We start from the raw sequence: 17,612 nt of genomic DNA, 5'->3' as shown, positions 1-17,612 counted from the left end.
TTGAATCCGCGACGGCGGTCAGAAGCTGTAGGTGAGGGCGGCGACCAGGCGGCCGTCGTAGCGGTCGCCCAGCTCGTGGGCGTCGGTGTCGTACCAGCGGAGATCGCCCGAGATATTCGAGCTGAAGCGGTGCTTCACCCCGACGTTCCAGGCGGTGTAGTCTGAGCCGTTTTCCACGGTACGTTCGGCAAGCGCGAAGCTGAGCTTGTCCGAGCTCGTGAGCCGGACGGTGGCCTGACCTTCGACCCACCAGGCCTCGGCGCTGGGGCCGTAGCCATCGGAGGAGTAGTTGACGCGTAGACGTCCGGCCCAGCCGGCACCAAGGTCGCGCGACACATCGACCTGGTATTCGGTGTGGACGCTGTCATAACCGCTGACCTCGCCGACGATTTCCCGCCGCATGACCTGGGCGTCGACATCGAAGCCCTGCACCTCGCCCGCCCAGCCTGCGGCCAGGATCACCTCGAGGTCGGCCCCTCTGGGCGTGAACACATCCGAGGCAAAGGCGCTCACATAGAAGCCGTTCAGGCTGGCCCCGATTTCCGCGAAGGGGGCCGGATCGCCATCGCTCTTGCCGAGCCCCTTGCCGACATACTGAGAGGCCAGACCAATGCGGCCCTCGACGTCGATGCTCTGGGCCGCAGCCGATTGAGCAGCGAAGACCGTTCCGCAGACGAGGACCGACGCTACAGTGGCTGCGGCGGAGAAGGGTTTCTGGAGGAAATTCTTGTCAGGCATGGAAGGGTTCCGGGCATTTGCTATGGGCCCAGAAACACCACCAGTATTGAAGGTGCAGTTATATATCGTTCCGAAGAAAAAAGGTCTCGGGACGGAATGGTTTCAAACCGTAACCACACGCAGGAAACCGGTTACCTTTACGCGCGATACGGGTCTGTCGGAGGATTTGGTATCATGTATGAGTTGTCGCTCGCGGCGTGCGCCCCGGAGATCACCGGTTCCCTGCTCACCCTGCTGCGGAGGTCCCGTTCGATCCTGAGGTCAGAGGACGACGCACGTATCCGGCTGCTGACACATATTCAGTCATCGGGCCGACGCGGAGCATCCCAGGTCAGTGCGGCCCGCGAGCTCGGCATATCGGATGCCGGACTTTCGCGCCTCTGTGACGAACTCCAGCAGTCCGGCGTGATCCAGAGACTGCCGCACCCCCACGATCGCCGCGTCAAAATGTTGCATCTGACGCCAGAGGGTGAGCAGCAGGTGCAGGCCTGCGCAGGATCGCTTGAAACCCATATCGCCAGTTTCGTTCAGACATTGACGACTGAGGAACAGGCGCTGCTGTCCCGGCTGGTTGCCCGCGCAGGCGACGTTCCGATCGAGACCAACACCTGCGCCGGGTGTCGGGTCGGCGGCTGTTGACGCCGTTCCACCGGGCCGGACACCATTCATAACGCAGACGATGCCGGTCAGTGAAAATCCCTCGAACCCGGGAGGACACGCAAATTCCTCGGGTGCTGGGGCTTGATGAACTCATCGGCCCCTGACAGCTGGACCACCGCGTCGTGGTCGGTGGACAGATGCTGCAACTCACCCGTCCGGTCCCACAGCCCCCGGGCCATCAGATGCACGACGCCTTCGGCGCTCTTTTCTACCGTGCCCTCGACGCCCAGCAGGCGTGCGCTCATGACGATGCGGCGGTGCGCCTCGAACACCGGAACCCACAAGACCAGATTGGTGACCCCGGTCTCGTCCTCCAACGTGATGAAGATCGCCTTGCCGTTGCCGGGTCGCTGGCGCACCAGCACCACGCCGGCCGTGCGTACAAGGGATCCGGACCGGCGGGCCTCGACCTCACGACAGGTCAGCAGGCCCTCAGCGGCAAAGCCCTGCCGCAGGATGGCCATCGGATGGGCCTTCAGCGACAGTCGTGTGGTCTGATAGTCGGCGGCAACGTGTTCGCCCAGCCCCATAAGCGGCAGGTTGGCGTCCGGCTCCTCGCCCAGTTCCCGGACCGCGGCGGCGGCAAACAGCGGCAGGACATCATCGTCCGGCAGGCGCCGGGCCTCCCACAGGGCCTCGCGCCGGTCGAGCCCGAGCGAACGGAAGGCATCGGCATCGGCCAGCTTGCGGATGGCCGCGACCGGCAGGCGCGCGCGGCGCATCAGCCCCTCGATCGTGTCGAACGGTCGGGTTCGGGCCAGGACCAGATCATCGGCCCAGTCCTCCCGGAAGCCGCCGATCTGGCGCAGGCCCAGTCGCAGGGCGAGGCCCGGCGCCTCCCCTTCCAGGGTGTTATCCCAATGGCTGTGATTTACATCGACCGGGCGCACCTCGACCCCGTGCTCCTGGGCGTCCCGCACGATCTGGGCGGGCGCATAAAAGCCCATCGGCTGGCTGTTCAGCAGGGCACAGGCAAACGCCGCCGGGTGCCGGCATTTGATGTAGCTGGACACATAGACCAGCCGGGCAAAGCTGGCCGCGTGACTTTCGGGAAACCCGTAGGAGCCGAACCCCTTGATCTGTTCGAAGCAGCGCCGGGCAAAATCGGGGTCATAGCCGCGGGCGATCATCCGCCCGACCATGCGATCCTCATAGGTATGCAGGGTGCCGTCACCGCGAAAGGTGCCCATGGCCTTGCGCAGGCCGTTGGCCTCCTTGTCGGTGAACTCGGCCGCGACCATGGCGACCTTCATCGCCTGTTCCTGAAACAGGGGCACGCCAAGGGTGCGATTAAGAACCTTCCTCAGTTCGGCGGGATCATGAGGCGGGGCCGGACTGGCATAGACCACGTCCTCGGTCCCGGCGCGGCGGCGCAGGTAAGGATGGACCATGTCGCCCTGGATGGGCCCCGGGCGAACGATCGCCACCTGGATCACCAGATCGTAGAAGACGCGCGGTTTCAGGCGCGGCAGCATATTGATCTGCGCCCGGCTCTCGACCTGGAAGACACCGATCGAGTCTCCCCTGCACAGCATGTCGTAGACGTCGGCCTGCTCGGCCGGCACGGTCGCCAGGTCGTGGTCCGCCCCCTCATGCAGGCGCATCAGGTCCAGGGCCTTGCGGATACAGGTCAGCATGCCCAGCGCCAGCACATCGACCTTCATCAGGCCCAGTTCGTCGATGTCGTCCTTGTCCCATTCGATGAAGGTGCGGTCGGCCATGGCGGCATTGCCGATCGGGACCAGCTCATCCAGCCGCCCGCGCGTCAGGATGAAGCCGCCCACGTGCTGCGACAGATGCCGGGGAAAGCCCATGATGCGCCCAGCCATGGTGACCGCGCGCCGGATCATCGGATTGGCCGGATCGAGGCCGGCCTGTTCAATCCTTTCGTCGGCGATGGCCGTACCCCAGCTGCCCCACTGGGTCCCGGCCAGACGGGCGGTGACATCCTCGGTCAGGCCCAGCGCCTTGCCCACCTCGCGAATGGCGCTGCGCGGGCGATAGCGGATCACGGTCGCGGCAATCCCCGCCCGCTCGCGGCCATAGCGCTCATAGATGTACTGGATGATCTCTTCCCGACGCTCATGCTCGAAGTCGACGTCGATGTCGGGAGGTTCGTTGCGGTCGGCCGACATGAACCGCTCGAACAGCAGGTCGTGATGGGCCGGGTCGACGCTGGTGATCCCCAGCACGAAACAGACCGCCGAATTGGCCGCCGAACCGCGCCCCTGGCACAGGATACGGCGGTTATCGGCCTCGCGGACGATGTCGTGGATCGTCAGGAAATAGGGCGCCAGGTCCCGCGCATCGATATAGGCCAGCTCCTTCGCCAGGGTAGCCCGGACCTTGTCTGGAACCCCCTCAGGGTAGCGAAGGGGCAGGCGCTCCTCGACCAGCTGTTCCAGCCAGGCTTGCGGCGTCCGGCCGGGCGGGATCGGCTCTTCCGGATACTGGTAGCGAATGTCCGACAGGTCGAAGATCGGCCGCCTCAGCAGGTCCACGGCCTCGGCGAGGGCATGGGGCGCATCGGCAAACAGACGCGCCATCTCATCGGGAGTCTTGAGGTGGCGCTCGCCATTGGCCAGCAGACGACGCCCCGCCTGATCAATGCTGATCCCCTCGCGGATACAGGTCAGCACATCCTGCAGGTCGCGTTCGGACGGCGCGTGATACAGGACATCATTGGTCGCCAGAAGCGGTGTGTTCGCCCCCTGAGCGATCTCTCCCAGCCGGGCCAGCCGTCGGCGGTCGTCGCCCCGTCGCGGCATGGTCGCCCCCAGCCAGACCGCCCCCGGTCGGACGGCGTTCAACCGGTCCAGCAGGGCCGGCAGGCCGTCCCTGTTCCGCTCGGGCATGACGATCAGCAGCAATCCCTCGGGATTGGCCAGCAGATCGGCCAGAGTGAGGTGGCAGTCGCCCTTGATCGCGCGGTTCCCCACGGTCAGCAGCCGCGTCAGACGCCCCCAGCCTTCACGATCCTCGGGATAGGCGACGATATCGGGCGTACCATCGGCAAAGCCCAGCCGGGTGCCGGTCAGCAAACGAAAGGCCCCTGCCCGTTCCCGGACCTGATCGACCAGAGCCGGATCGTTCAGCGGGTCTTCCTGCCAGCGGATTTCGCCGGGCGATCCCCCATCGCGCAGTTTCTCGGGCGGGGACCAGCCATCCTCGCGCAACTGTTTCAGGGCGCTCCAGGCCCGCACCACCCCGGCCACCGTATTGCGATCCGCCAGCCCCAGACCGGCCTGCCCCAGCAGCAGCGAGGTCAGCACCAGGGTCTTGGGGTGCGACGCCCCCCTCAGAAACGAGAAATTGCTGGCGGCCACCAGCTCGGCATAAGCGGGCGGGGTCATGCGAACAGGCCATGCACATACCAGCGCGGCGGCGGCAGCTCGCCGAAATGGCCCGCCCGGAACAGCCAGAAGCGACGGCCCTCCTCGTCCTCCACCCGGTAATAGTCACGCACCCGCCCGCCCGTGCGGCGCCACCACTCTCCCTCAATCCGCTCCGGGCCCTCGGCATTCACGACCCGGTGCGTGACCCGCCGCCATTTGAAGCGAACGGGGGGACCATCAGGCACAGGTGACATGACCTCGACCGGCTGGGGCGGGTCGAACAGATGCAGGGGACGCAGGGGCGGGGATCGGGGGTCCCGCTCGGGCCAGGGCATCGCGTCCCCGTTCTCCGAATGGACAGCGGGAATCTGGCGACTGGCCCGTTCCGGCAGGTGCGAGTTCGCCGGTCGCAGCCGGCTGACGGCCGCAGAGCCGAGGCGGGCCGCCAGCCGGTCGATCAGGGCATCCAGCGCCTCGGCCCCCTCCGTCGTGGTGTCGAGATCGACCTGCACCGGGTCAAGCCGCTGCAGGTCCAGCGCCTCCATCCGCAGGTGATCAATGCCAAAGCCCGGATCCAGAGGGGTGGTGAGGGCGGCCAGCCGCTCCCGGAACAGTCGCGCAAGACTTCGGACATCCCGCGTCGGACGCGCCACACCCAGGCCGATGCGGCGGACATGGCCGTCGACCCGGAAGACGGTCAGGCGAAAGCGCCGGGCTCCGGAAAGTCGCGTCTGCAGGATCACCTCGACCTCGGTCAGCAGATCGATAATGACCGTCTCCAGAGGTTCTGTGGTGGTCAGTGGCTCCATCAACAGCCGGTCGGTCACAACCGGCGCGGGGGAACGGACGGGCGTGATCCGCACATCTTCCAGTCCCAGAATACGATCCAGCCGGATCGCGAAATCCTGCCCGAAGCGAGCGGCCAGCGAGGCGCGGGGACGGTCATCGACATCGCCGATGGTCTTCAGCCCCGCCCGTCTCAGGGCCTGGATATCCGCAGCAGCCAGTTCCAGGGCCGCGACCGGCAAACGACGCACCGTGGCGCGGTCCTCGCCCTCGGCCACGATCACTCCCGGCGGACCAAAGCGAGCCAGGGCGCGGGCGGCCTGGGGGGTTCGGGCCAGCGCGCAGCGGGTCTCCAGCCCCAGTCGCCCGGACAGGGCATGGACGGCCTTTATCAACCCCGCCTCGCCCCCGAACAGGTGGGCGCAGCCGGTGACGTCCAGCATCAGGCCGTGGGGATCATCACCCGCGACCATCGGCGAGAAGCGGCCGAACCCTTCAAGCAGATGACCCAGAAAGTCCCGGTCCGCCACCGGATCATGCGGCCAGGCATCGAGCTCAGGCACCTGGGCACGGGCATCCGCCAGGGTCATGTCGGGCGAAAGGCCCAGCGCCAGCCCATTCGTATCGACGGCGACCAGCCGCAGGGCGTTGGCCCGTCTGTCGATCAGGCAGAAAGGCCCCTCAGGCCGCGCGGATCCCAGCCGGTCGATGGGCAGGAGCGGAAACCAGACCGCCAGATGTCTTCGGTTCGACAAATGATCGCGCTTCACGATCCCACTCCATAATCCACTCGCCCGGGGTCACCCCTGCCCGGCTCCGCAACAAACTCACTCTGAAGGCCGGCCGGCCCGGCGCCCCCGCTTCCAGCGCCCTCGACGGTGTGGCCTGGACCGACCACCGCGTTTCTGCGGCGCTGGGCTGGGGCTGAGCGCCCGTTCGAACGAAGACGGCGGTTGTTCGTCCCGCGGCGGCGGCCAGCGCCAGACGACGACTGGCCGTCAGGCTCCAGGCCCGGGATTCCCCCCACCCGCTCATCAGGACAGCGGCCGGGGCCCCACTGCGCAGGGCTTCCTCGCCTGCGGCCAGCAAGGCCGCCGTGTCGGGCACCTGAACCAGCAACAGGTCTCCGGTCTCCACTCCCCATTCCCGCAGGCCACTGCCGTACAGGGTGCCTTTCTCGTGCCGGCCACGATCCTCATGGATCCACACCAGGGTGCCCGGCGCCTGAAGCGCCAGCCCCAGACCAAAACCCTCCGCCGCCGATCCATGCCGGGCCGAGGCGGCATAGACCTCATGCACGGCCTCGGCGGGAAAGACTGCGCCGCGACCTGTCGCCGGGATGTCGAACAGCCGTGCGGTCGGGGACCGCAGGACCGGACCCCGGGAAGACAGATGCGCGCGCAGATGGCTGAGAGTGGCAGGTGGGGACATGATGTTCACTAAATGTTCTCCTATATGCCTCTCTCCAGGCCCAAGGAGTCAAGTCCGCAACTTCCCCACCAGCGCTGAGCCCGGGTATTGCGGGATCGCCAGATGCGGTCAGCGCACGATCCGCACCACAGCGCCTTCCGCTGCATCGGACACGCCGTCCGCCAGGGCCCGCACGACGGTTGCCGCCTGATCCAGGCCCTGATGCTCGACGATGCGAATCCAGGGCGAGGCCGGGTCGATCACCCGCTCGAAGAAGGCCCGCTGGTCGGCGAAAAAGCGCTCATAAAAGGCGCGCAGTGTGCCCCGCTCCCGGTGGGCGTCCAGACAGGTAGCGGCGAAGAAGAACTGAGGCTTCGGTCCGACCAGCTCGGGATCGTCCGTCGGAAAGGCGTCGCCCTGGGTCGAGCCGACGAGGCAGTCATAGGTCAGGTCCGTCCCAAACCGGGCGTGCACCCGCCGCCGCAGTTCGGGATCACCGGCCAGATCCAGATACAGCGTCGGCACGCCGGTCGGCAGACGATCGATTTCGTCATAGCCGCGGACATCCTGATAGGCCCCCAGCCCCTCCACAAAGGCCCGGTTGCGTGCGCCCGTCAGGGCGATCAGCCGCACGTCGTCCCCGGCCATGCACCAGGCCGCGCCATAGGCCGTCTTGGACGAGGCACTGGACACCACCACCTGTCTGGCACCGAAGAAGTCGTGCTCGCGCAGGAAATCCACCGCCGTGTAAGACGTGATGAACAGCGGCCGGAACAGGGCCTCCGGGTTCTCCAGCGCCGCGTCATAGTTGGCGTCGGCGGCGCACAGCACATAGCGGTTGTAGATATCGGGCACCGCCTTGCGCCAAGGCGCCGCGTCGGCGAACCCGCCCTTGCTGATCTTCTCGGCCTGGACCACCAGCCGGTCGGCCATCGGGAAATAGCCGAACACCCGCGCACCGACCTCGATCCCCTCGGCGCGCGACTCCACGACGTCGGCAAAGCCCCAGACCGGCATCAGCCCATAGTCGTCGCGTCCGGTCGGAAAGACCTTCCAGTAGCCGATGGCGTCCCCGTACGCCGCATAGGTGATGTTGTTCGTGGTCAGGGAAAACCGGTCCAGCGCCAGCACCACCTCGCCTTCAACAGGCTGAGGGGCGGCCACGGTATCCAACAGGGTCTCGCCCAGATCAGACTTCCGGGTCATCAGTCGGCGGTTCAGATCGGACATGGGGGCCTCCTCGAGCAATTCCGTTCACGGACCCTAGCCGAGAACGCAGTTGACGCAGGAGAAGGATTGGGCCCCTCGACCCGATCCGGCTGTCGGAATCGTCTGAAATCCCTCGCGTTACGCGTTCCCTCGCGCGCCCAAGTTGATCAACGGTCGGGGCGCTTGATGAAGGTCATGTCGCCGTTTCGCTCCAGATAGGCATCCTGCACTGACGACAGATCCTCGAGCCCGTGGGTTCGCAGGGCCATATGCAGATCCCCGTCACCGACGCCGGCCTTGCGCATGGCGGCCTTGTCTTGCTCTCCCTCGCGGACCAGCTGAACCCGACCGCCCTTCACGAGGAAGCTGAGCCATCCCCACCGCGCTGATGCTCTGGCGAGGATTGTATGGATGGCGACCAGCACCAGGCTTGCGATCAGGGTCGGCAGGAAGGGCGCGCTGCCGGTCATGGCGCGGCTGAGGTTCGAGCCGACAATCACGGCAAAGATGATGTCCAGGGGCGTCCATTTACCGAAGGCCCGCGACGCGGCGACCCGCACGGCGAACACACCCACCGCAAAGATGAGCGCCCCCCGGATGGACATCTGCCACCAGCTGATAGTGCCGTCGTCCGAGCCGATCAGGCTGTGCAGGATCTCCATGAATTCAGACACGGTGCCTCTGTCGTCTTTGGTAATCGTCCTGGTGCCAACCCCCGGCCAGCCGTGTTGGTTTCGCGCACGAAACCGGCTTTCGGCAACATAGACAGCTTAGCTTTAGTAGTATTGCGCGATAATTGCCTCACAAGAATCCCCCGGATCAATGTTCGCGCTTTCGGAACGGGTCTCCGCGTCACGGATTATCTGAACATCCCAAGGAGATTAAACATGTACAAGACACTTATCACCCTCGCCGCCGCCAGTGCCTTGCTTGCGGCATGCGGAGAGCAGGATCCCGTCAATGCGACCCAGGACGCCGCTTCGGTGCCGGTCGGCCAGACCTCGGCGATGACGCTGGGCGCCAATACCGTCGACGGCTATGTGACGAACGCTGCGATGGGCGACATGTATGAAATCCGGGCCGCCGAAATGGCGCTGGAACGCAGCCAGAATGCGGAAGTCCGCGCCCTGGCCCAGACGATCCTCGACGATCACACGGTCGCCAGCGAAGCCCTGCGCAACGTCGTCATGACCCAGCAGATCGACATGGAAATGCCCACCGAGCTCGACGAGCGGCGACAGGGGCTGCTCGACAATCTGCGGGACGCCGACAATTTCGATGAGGTCTTCGTCGACCAGCAGGTTGCAGCCCACCAGGAAGCCCTGACCCTGCACAAGGGCTTCGCCGACAACGAGGACGCCCCGGAACTGGCGGCCCACGCCGCCAATGCCGTGCCGAAGCTTGAGGCCCACCTCGAACAGGTTCGCGCCCTCGATAACTAGGTCGACGACCCGACGAACCTGACGAACCGGCCCGCACCTGAAACAGGTGCGGGCCGGAACGTGTCCGGATCAGGCGAACACGTTGATCATGCCGTCGCAGAAGGCGGGCAGGTCGTCGGGGTTGCGCGACGTGACCAGCTTGCCGTCGATGACGACCGTTTCATCGACCCATTCCGCGCCCGCGTTCTGCAGATCGACCTTGAGCGACGGCCAGGACGTCATCTTGCGGCCCTTGGCGATACCGGCATCGATCAACGTCCAGGGGCCGTGACAGATGGCGGCGATCGGTTTGTCAGCCTTGGCGAAGGCGGCGATGAAGCTGATGGCCTTTTCCTCGAGCCGCAGGGCATCGGGGTTGATCACGCCGCCGGGCAGCACGAGGCCGTCGTAATTGTCCGCGCTGACGTCGCCCAGCGCCTTGTCCACGCCGACCTTGCGGCCCTTGTCATGGTGTTCGAAGCCCTGGATCTCGCCGGACTCGGGCGCCACGATGTGAACAGTGGCGCCGGCCTTGCGCAGGGCGTCGACGGGCTTGTCCAACTCGACCTGTTCGAAGCCGTCGGTGGCGAGGACGGCGATGGTTTTTCCGGAAAGGGTGGACATGGGCTGCTCCGTGTCTGTGAAGGGTAGAGGGTCTTACAATCCCGGGCGATACGCGGCGTTCCCATGTCCGCTTCCCGACATAGGAACCGCGGGGCTCCGCTGTGCTTTCAGCAAGGGTCACAGCCACGCGGACCCGCCCCATGAAAATCGCCCAGGTTTCCCCTCTGTATGAAGCGGTCCCCCCCACGCTTTACGGCGGGACGGAGCGGGTGGTCGCGCACCTGACGGATGCGCTGGTGGATCTGGGCCATGAGGTGACCCTGTTCTCGTCCGCCGAGGCGCAGACCCGGGCGCGTCTGGTGCCCGTCCGCGATCAGGCGATCCGGCTGGACCCCGCGCCGCTCAAGTCCGACATGGCGGCGCACATGGCCATGCTGGCCAAGGTGCGGAGCATGGCGGACCAGTTCGACGTCATCCACTTCCACACCGACATGATCCATTTTCCGTTCTTCGAGGATCGGGCCGGGCGGACGGTGACCACCCTGCACGGCCGGCTGGATCTGAAGGACCTTCCCGCCGCCTATGACGCCTGGCCGCAGTTCCCACTGGTGTCGATCTCGGACGACCAGCGTCGTCCGCTGCCCTGGGCCAACTGGGCGGGCACGGTCCAGCACGGGATGGATGCCGACCTGTACCGCCCCAGCGACCGGTCGTCGGGCTATCTGGCCTTCCTCGGCCGCATCTCTCCGGAGAAGCGCCCCGACCGCGCCATCGAGATCGCCACGCGGCTGGGCATGCGCCTCAAGATCGCGGCCAAGGTCGACGCTGCGGACTCGGTCTATTTCGAGAGCCGCATCCGCCCCCTGTTGGACAATCCCCTGATCGAGTTCGTCGGCGAGATCGGCGACGGCGCCAAGTCCGAATTCCTGGGCGGGGCCGATGCCCTGCTGTTCCCGATCGACTGGCCGGAGCCCTTTGGCCTGGTGATGATCGAGGCCATGGCTTGCGGCACGCCCGTCATCGCCTGGCCCAATGGCGCGGCGCCCGAGGTTATCGAGGACGGCGCGACCGGCTATCTGGTCAGCAGCATCGACGAGGCGGTGGACGCCGTGCGCCGGGCCATCACGCTGGACCGGTCCGCCATCCGGGCGCGGTTCGAACTGCGCTTCTCGGCCACCGCCATGGCGCAGCGCTATCTGGACATCTATCGTGAGCTTCTGGCCCGCACGCCCTATGCGCCGCCGGGCATCGAGATGCCCTTGCCCACAACAACCTTGAAGATGCCTTCGGCCGCCGTAGCCTGATTTCGATCTTGTGCGTTAGACGGTCTCACGCAGGAGACCCGCTCTATGACTGACGCCCAGACCGGGTCGACGGACACCCCCGAACCCGAGGTCGCCGTGCTGGGCCGGTTGATGCCGCTGAAGGAAGGCGATGCCTTCCTCGTGGCCGATCCGCTGGGCGACATGAGCGGCGGGGCGGACGGCTTCTTCCTCAGGGATACCCGAATCCTGTCGCGACTGCGGCTGCTGATCGGCAATGCGGCGCCCTCGCGGCTGAGCTCGGCGCTGTCGGACGACAATGTCTTCTTCGTCTGCCAGGGGACCAACCGGCCCCTGCCCCCGATGGGCGGCCGCTCGGCCCCCGCCGGCATCATCCATCTGGAGCGGCGCCGGTTCCTCTGGCAGGAGCGGATGTATGAGCGCATCCGCCTGACCAACCATGGGGTGGACGAGGTCATCCTGCCGCTGGCCGTCGAATACGGCGCGGACTTTCGCGACATCTTCGAGGTACGCGGTTCGGCGCGCCCGGCCCGCGGGCGCAGCGAGCCGCCGGTTCGCGACGGGCGCCGTGTGCGCTTTTCTTACAAAGGCCTGGACGACGTGACGCGCCGGACCTGCCTGTCCTTCTCCGAGCCGCCGGCCTCAATGAGCGCGACGCGCGCCGCCTTTCAGCTGACCCTGCCGCGCGGGCGACGCTTTGATCTGTATATCGAGGCGGGCGCGGACACCTGCGAAGCGCCCGACCGGGAGCGCTGGCGGCTGGCCTCCATCCAGGCGCGGCTGGCCATGCGGGCCCGACGGCGGCGGGGCGGCGGCGTGCGGGGCCACCGCAGCCCGCGCTTCAACCAGTGGCTGGACCAGTCGCGGGCCGATGTGGCCCTGCTGACCACGGACCTTCCGACCGGGCCCTATCCCTACGCAGGGGTGCCGTGGTTTTCGACGCCGTTCGGCCGAGACGCGATCATCACGGCCTGGCAGATGCTGTGGCTGGATCCCAGTCTGGCGCGGGGCGTGCTGACCTATCTGGCCACCCGCCAGGGCACGACCACCGACGCCTTCCAGGACGTCGAGCCGGGCAAGATCATGCACGAGACGCGGGGCGGCGAGATGTCTGCGCTCGGCGAGGTGCCCTTCGGCACCTATTACGGCGGGGTCGACACCACCTGCCTGTTCGTGGCGCTGGCCGGCGCCTATGCGCGGCGCACCGGCGACCGGGCGCTGATCGAGGCGCTGTGGCCGAACCTGTTGGCGGCGGCCGGCTGGATGGAGGCCCGGGGCGCGGCCAACGGTCTGGGGCTGATCGACTATCAGCGCGCCCGGGACACGGGCCTGTCGAACCAAGGCTGGAAGGACAGCGAGGATTCGATCTTCCACGCCGACGGTCGTTTCCCCAAGGGGCCGATCGCCCTGCTGGAAGTGCAGGGCTACGCCTATCAGGCGTGGCAGGCCATGGCCGCCATGGCGGAAACGCTTGGCCAGGACGCAGCCGAGTGGACCGACAGGGCCGGACGCCTGAAGGCCGTGGTCGAGCAGCGCTACTGGATGGAGGATCAGGGCTTCTATGCCATCGCGCTGGACGGCGACGGCGCCCCCTGTCGGGTGCTGGGCTCGAACGCCGGGCACCTGCTGTTCTCGGGACTGGCCGAGCCGGAGCGGGCCGCCGATGTGACCCGTACCCTGTTGTCGGCGCGCTTCCGGACGGGCTGGGGGCTCAGGACACTGGCGACGCGCCAGCCCCGCTACAATCCGATGTCCTATCACAACGGCTCAGTCTGGCCGCATGACACGGCCCTGTGCGTGGCCGGAATGGCCCGCTATGGCGAACGGGACGCCGTCGCGAGGGTGCTGGACGAGCTGTATTCGGCGGCGGTCAATTTCGACATGCGGCTGCCCGAGCTGTTCTGCGGCTTCAGCCGCGAGACAGGCGAGCCCCCGGTGCCCTATCCGGTCGCCTGCATGCCCCAGGCCTGGGCCGCCGGCTCGGTCTTCCTGTTGCTGCAGGCCAGTCTCGGGATCGACATCGACGCGCCGGGGCGCCGGGTGCGCGTCGACCGTCCGCGCCTGCCCAGCGGGATCGACCGACTGACCGTCACCGGCCTCGAGATCGGGGACAGCAGACTGGATCTGGTGTTCAGCCATATCGACGGGCGCACCACCGTCCGCCCGCTCCACCGCAGCGGGCCGCCGCTGGACATCGTCGCGACGTCCTGAGCTCAGAGGTCGGGCCTGTCAGCCAACAGCAGAGCCAACGTCGAGGCGGCGTGTTCTGAACGCCGCCTCGACATCGCGACCCGTTATTTGGGCAGGCCGGACAGACGCACGGCGATCTTCCGGATCGGTGCACCGATGACCAGCGCAAGCAGGAAGCCGAGGGGCCAGCCGATTGCGAAGCCATGCGCCCAGGACGATGCCCACTGAGCGGTCCATCCGAATGCGATGAATGTGAAGAAGCCGGAGAAGAAGAGCGACATCACGAAGGACATCATCAGCGATACGAGCAGGTTAATCTTGGTCTGGGGTGTCACGAGGCATCTCCTGTGGGGTGGGCAGGAGGGCAAGCACGCGCCAACACCTGCCCGATTTAAGGTCGGGTTCAAGTGTCGCGGGTTCATTGAAACGTGGCCCGTAATAACGGTTGCCGGACGACCAATCCGGCATAAGCCTCTTCTCGACGAGGCGCTTTTAGCATTCCAGCTGGCACCGGATCAAGGTCGCAGTCGGCCCGCAGCGGCTCATCGACCCGGACTGAGTTCGAGCTCAGAGGTCGGGCAGTGTCTGGCTGGCAAAGCCCCAGCCGGCGAGGGCCTTGTCCTCGGACCGCTCGATGAGGGTCTCGACATCGGCGATGGAGAAGGGGTGGGCGTCGGTCATGTCGCGCAGTTCGTCCCAGCTGACCGGCACGGCGACAGGGGCGCCGGGGCGCGCCCGTGCCGAGAAGGGCAGGACCGCCGTGCTGCCCCGCTGGTTCCTCAGCCAATCGATGAAGATGCGGCCCTTGCGTTTGGCCTTGCTCATGGTGGCGACGAAACGGTCCGGCTCGGCCAGGGCGAGGGCCCCCGCGAACCGGCGGGCGAAGTCCTTGTGCGCCTCCCAGTCATGGCCGGGGGTCAGGGGGACGACGACGTGGACCCCCTTGCCGCCTGACAGCAGGGCGAAACTGACCAGACCCAGATCGGACAGGCGGCGGCGGATGTCGCGGGCGGCGCTGACCACATCGCCGAAGTCGAGCCCCTCGTCGGGGTCGAGGTCGAAGATCATCCGGTCGGGCGCCTCTATGTCATCGGTCCGGCAGGCCCAGCCGTGAAACTCGATGGTGCCCATCTGGACGCAGGCGACCAGGCCCGCCGCATCCTCGATGTACAGATAGTCCTCGGTCCCGCCGTCCTTCTCGGGGATCGGCACGGCATGGACATGGGGGCCGAAGCTGCCGCTGTCGTGCTTCTGGAAGAAGCATTTCCGCGCCCTGCCCTGCGGACAGCGCACCAGACTGATCGGGCGGCGCGCGGCGAACGGCAGCATGAGCGGCGCCACCGCCGCATAGTAGTCGGCCAATTCCCCCTTGGTCTGGCCGCTACCGGGAAAGATGACGCGGTCGGCGCTGCTCACCTTGACCGGACGGGCCGCGGCAGGGCGCGCCGCGCGGGCGCGCTCGGGCTTCACATCGGCGGCGGGCTTGTCGTCGCGCAGGCCCAGAAAGCTGCCATGGCGGACATTGCCGTCGGCGGTGAACTCGGCAAAGGCCACCTCGGCGACGAGACGCGGCGTCAGCCAGGTGACGCCCCGCGCGCTGGCCCGGTCAACCTCCGCGGGCGGGGTCTTGCGCTCCAGCCGCTGCATGCGCGCGGCCAAGTCCTCCATGGTGTCCTGGGTGAAGCCGGTGCCGACATTGCCCTTGTAGATCCAGTTGTCGTCGTCCTTCTGCGCCAGCAGCAGGGAGGCGAACGGGCGGCCGCGGGCCGAGGAGGCCTTCCAGCCGATGATGACGAACTCTTGCCGCAGCGTGCATTTGACCTTCACCCAGTCGCGGGTGCGCCGGGACCGGTAGGGCGCGTCGATGCGCTTGGAGATGATGCCCTCCTGCCCCGCCTTGCACAGCGAGGCGTAGAGGGTCTCGCCCGCTCCGATCAGATGATCGGCGACATGGATCGGGGGCTCGGCCGCGCGCAACAGGGCCTCCAGCCGCTCCTTGCGCTCGACATTCGGCAGGGGCGTCAGGTCCTCGCCGTCCAGCGACAGGAGGTCGAAGACGTGAAAGGCCAGGGCGTCGTCGGCGGTCTGGCTGCCCTTCCCGCGCTTGAGCACCGCCTGCAAGGCGGAGAAATCCGGGTTGCCCTTGGAGTCATAGGCGACGATCTCGCCGTCGATCAGGCAGGGCGGCAGGTCCAGCCCCTGAATCACCGCGACCAGCGGGCCGAACTTGTCGGTCCAGTCCTTGCCGTTGCGGGTGAAGACCGACACGTCCTGGCCCTTCGCCGAGACCAGGGCGCGGTAGCCGTCGAACTTGATCTCGTGCATCCAGTCGTTGCCCGTGGGTAAGGCATCGACAAGTGTTGCGAGCTGGGGTGACCGGAAGGCGGGCGCTTTCGCCGGACTGCGCTTCTGGGGCTTTCGCGCCTTTTTCGTATGGTCGGCGGCGCGGGCCATTTCGCGGGCGAAGGCGTCGTCGCCCTTGCCGGCCAGGGGGTGCTTGCCCTCGGTGTCGGCGGCGATCTCGGCCATGGTCCGGCTGGTCAGCACACTGGTCAGGGCCGTCTCGACCAGACCGTCGCCGGGCGCGGCATGGGCGTCGCTGATCTTGCGCAGCAGCCAGTTCTCGCGCTTTTCCCCCTTTCGCGGTTTGAGCCGGATCAACAGCCACTCGCCCTTCATCCGCTGGCCGTGGACGATGAAATGCAGATGCCCGTCCTCGAGGTCGTCGGCGGACTTGCCCTCGACCGGCTCCCAGCGGCCCTCGTCCCACAGCATGACAGTGCCGCCGCCGTATTCGCCCTTGGGGATGATGCCCTCGAAGCGGCCATAGGACAGGGGGTGGTCCTCGGTGCGCACCGCGAGACGCTTGATGTCCAGATCGGTCGAGGGGCCTTTGGTCACCGCCCAGCTCTTCAGCACGCCATCCACTTCCAGGCGCAGGTCCCAGTGCAGCCGGGTGGCATCGTGTTTCTGGACCAGAAAACGATCGCCCGTGCCGGTCCCGATCTCGCCGCGCGGCTCAGCGGTGCGGTCAAAGTCGCGCTTGCGATTGTATTCCGCGAGCAGGTCGTCGGCCCGGGTCTTCGCTTTTGACCGCGCCTTCGTCGCCATGGATCAGGCCCGCTTTTTCGCCGGCGTCTTGCGGGTCGAAGTCTTCCGCGACGACGTCTTGGCCTTGCTGTCCCCCACCGACTCCTTCAGCGCCGCCATCAGGTCGATGACATTGCCGCCGGTTGCCGCGGCGGGCTCCTCGACGTCCTCCAGCACCTTCTTGCCCTTGGCCTTGGCCTTCTTCTCGACCAGCTTCTTCAGGGCATCGACGTAGCGGTCGTGGAACTCCGAGGCGTCGAAGGGCGCCGTCTTCTGGTCAATCAGCGAACTGGCCAGATCGATCAGGTCCTTTTCAGGCTTGTCCGTGCCGATGCCCTTGAAGAAGGACTGGCCCTGACGGACTTCGTCGCCATAGCGCAGCGTCTCCATCAGAATCCCGTTGCCGCAGGGTTTGAGGGCCACCAGCTTTTCGTGACCCCGCACCGACAGCTGGCCCAGCGCGATCTTTTTCGCAGAACGCAGGGCCTCACGCAGGACGATGAAGGCCTCTTCGGCCAGGTCGTCGGCAGGCACGACGTAATAGGGCTTTTCGAAATAGAGCGGGTCGATCTCGTGGACCTCGACGAACTGCACGAGGTCGAGGGTCTTCTTGCTCTCGATGCGGACCGCCTCGATCTCGTCGTCGTCGAGCAGGACATAATTGCCCTTCGAGATTTCGTAGCCCTTCACGATCTCGTCGGTGTCGATGGGGCCGATGCCGGAGACCACCTTTTCGTATGAGATCGGCTTGCCTGACGGCTCGTGGATCTGGCGAAAGCTGATCGAGGCGCCGGATTTGACCGCCGCATAGACCTCGACCGGAATGGACACCAGGGCCAGACGGATATTGCCCTGCCAGTATGCGCGCGCTGCCATGGATGACTCCCTTTTGCGGAGTCAGAACACGCGAGACGCCCCCGGGTTCG

The 17,612-nt window shown here is 66.6% G+C and carries 14 protein-coding genes; 4 read left to right on the top strand and 10 right to left on the bottom strand.

The window, feature by feature from the left end:
* Window positions 1-18 precede the first annotated feature (18 nt).
* Window positions 19-738 carry a TorF family putative porin gene (locus V7672_RS11510; protein WP_335624727.1) on the bottom strand — a complete coding sequence of 240 codons (720 nt, stop codon included), beginning with the start codon at window positions 736-738 and terminating at the stop codon, window positions 19-21.
* A 174-nt stretch (window positions 739-912) separates the two neighbouring features.
* Here V7672_RS11510 and V7672_RS11505 point away from each other — a divergent pair, with 174 nt between their 5' ends.
* A complete protein-coding gene (locus V7672_RS11505) occupies window positions 913-1,377 on the top strand; it encodes a MarR family winged helix-turn-helix transcriptional regulator (protein ID WP_335624726.1) in 465 nt (154 codons plus the stop codon).
* A gap of 47 nt (window positions 1,378-1,424) precedes the next feature.
* Here V7672_RS11505 and V7672_RS11500 read toward each other — a convergent pair whose 3' ends face one another.
* From V7672_RS11500 to V7672_RS11480, 5 genes are all read right to left on the bottom strand, one after another.
* Window positions 1,425-4,751 carry an error-prone DNA polymerase gene (locus tag V7672_RS11500; protein ID WP_335624725.1) on the bottom strand — a complete coding sequence of 1,109 codons (3,327 nt, stop codon included), beginning with the start codon at window positions 4,749-4,751 and terminating at the stop codon, window positions 1,425-1,427.
* Window positions 4,748-6,289, bottom strand: a complete 1,542-nt coding sequence (locus V7672_RS11495; RefSeq protein ID WP_335624724.1) for a Y-family DNA polymerase — start codon at window positions 6,287-6,289, stop codon at window positions 4,748-4,750. The genes V7672_RS11500 and V7672_RS11495 overlap by 4 nt, the downstream gene beginning before the upstream one ends.
* On the bottom strand, window positions 6,201-6,950 hold the full coding sequence (locus tag V7672_RS11490) for a hypothetical protein (protein WP_335624723.1): 750 nt from the start codon (window positions 6,948-6,950) through the stop codon (window positions 6,201-6,203). The genes V7672_RS11495 and V7672_RS11490 overlap by 89 nt, the downstream gene beginning before the upstream one ends.
* Before the next feature lie 108 nt (window positions 6,951-7,058).
* Window positions 7,059-8,159 carry a DUF2855 family protein gene (locus V7672_RS11485; protein ID WP_335624722.1) on the bottom strand — a complete coding sequence of 367 codons (1,101 nt, stop codon included), beginning with the start codon at window positions 8,157-8,159 and terminating at the stop codon, window positions 7,059-7,061.
* A 146-nt stretch (window positions 8,160-8,305) separates the two neighbouring features.
* Window positions 8,306-8,812 carry a DUF421 domain-containing protein gene (locus V7672_RS11480; protein WP_335624721.1) on the bottom strand — a complete coding sequence of 169 codons (507 nt, stop codon included), beginning with the start codon at window positions 8,810-8,812 and terminating at the stop codon, window positions 8,306-8,308.
* Window positions 8,813-9,025: 213 nt separating this feature from the next.
* Here V7672_RS11480 and V7672_RS11475 point away from each other — a divergent pair, with 213 nt between their 5' ends.
* Window positions 9,026-9,580 carry a DUF4142 domain-containing protein gene (locus tag V7672_RS11475; protein ID WP_335624720.1) on the top strand — a complete coding sequence of 185 codons (555 nt, stop codon included), beginning with the start codon at window positions 9,026-9,028 and terminating at the stop codon, window positions 9,578-9,580.
* A gap of 69 nt (window positions 9,581-9,649) precedes the next feature.
* On the opposite strand, the gene V7672_RS11470 is transcribed toward V7672_RS11475, so the two are convergent.
* Window positions 9,650-10,183: a type 1 glutamine amidotransferase domain-containing protein gene (locus V7672_RS11470; RefSeq protein WP_335624719.1), complete on the bottom strand. Its 534-nt coding sequence runs from the start codon at window positions 10,181-10,183 to the stop codon at window positions 9,650-9,652.
* Window positions 10,184-10,323: 140 nt separating this feature from the next.
* On the opposite strand from V7672_RS11470, the gene V7672_RS11465 reads away from it, so the two are divergent.
* Window positions 10,324-11,427 (top strand): glycosyltransferase family 4 protein, encoded by a 1,104-nt coding sequence (locus tag V7672_RS11465; RefSeq protein WP_335624718.1) that lies wholly within the window; start codon window positions 10,324-10,326, stop codon window positions 11,425-11,427.
* A gap of 45 nt (window positions 11,428-11,472) precedes the next feature.
* Window positions 11,473-13,617, top strand: coding sequence for an amylo-alpha-1,6-glucosidase (locus tag V7672_RS11460; protein ID WP_335624717.1), 2,145 nt, complete (start codon window positions 11,473-11,475; stop codon window positions 13,615-13,617).
* A gap of 83 nt (window positions 13,618-13,700) precedes the next feature.
* On the opposite strand, the gene V7672_RS11455 is transcribed toward V7672_RS11460, so the two are convergent.
* From V7672_RS11455 to ku, 3 genes are all read right to left on the bottom strand, one after another.
* Entirely contained in the window at window positions 13,701-13,931 is a 231-nt protein-coding gene (locus V7672_RS11455) for a DUF2798 domain-containing protein (protein WP_335624716.1), read from the bottom strand.
* 232 nt (window positions 13,932-14,163) lie between these two features.
* Window positions 14,164-16,707 carry a DNA ligase D gene (gene ligD, locus V7672_RS11450; RefSeq protein WP_335624715.1) on the bottom strand — a complete coding sequence of 848 codons (2,544 nt, stop codon included), beginning with the start codon at window positions 16,705-16,707 and terminating at the stop codon, window positions 14,164-14,166.
* A 3-nt stretch (window positions 16,708-16,710) separates the two neighbouring features.
* Window positions 16,711-17,562: a non-homologous end joining protein Ku gene (gene ku, locus V7672_RS11445; RefSeq protein ID WP_335624714.1), complete on the bottom strand. Its 852-nt coding sequence runs from the start codon at window positions 17,560-17,562 to the stop codon at window positions 16,711-16,713.
* Window positions 17,563-17,612: the final 50 nt, after the last annotated feature.

Source organism: Brevundimonas sp., assembly GCF_036963785.1.
GTDB lineage: Bacteria > Pseudomonadota > Alphaproteobacteria > Caulobacterales > Caulobacteraceae > Brevundimonas.
This window is presented reverse-complemented; position numbering and strand designations above follow the sequence as displayed.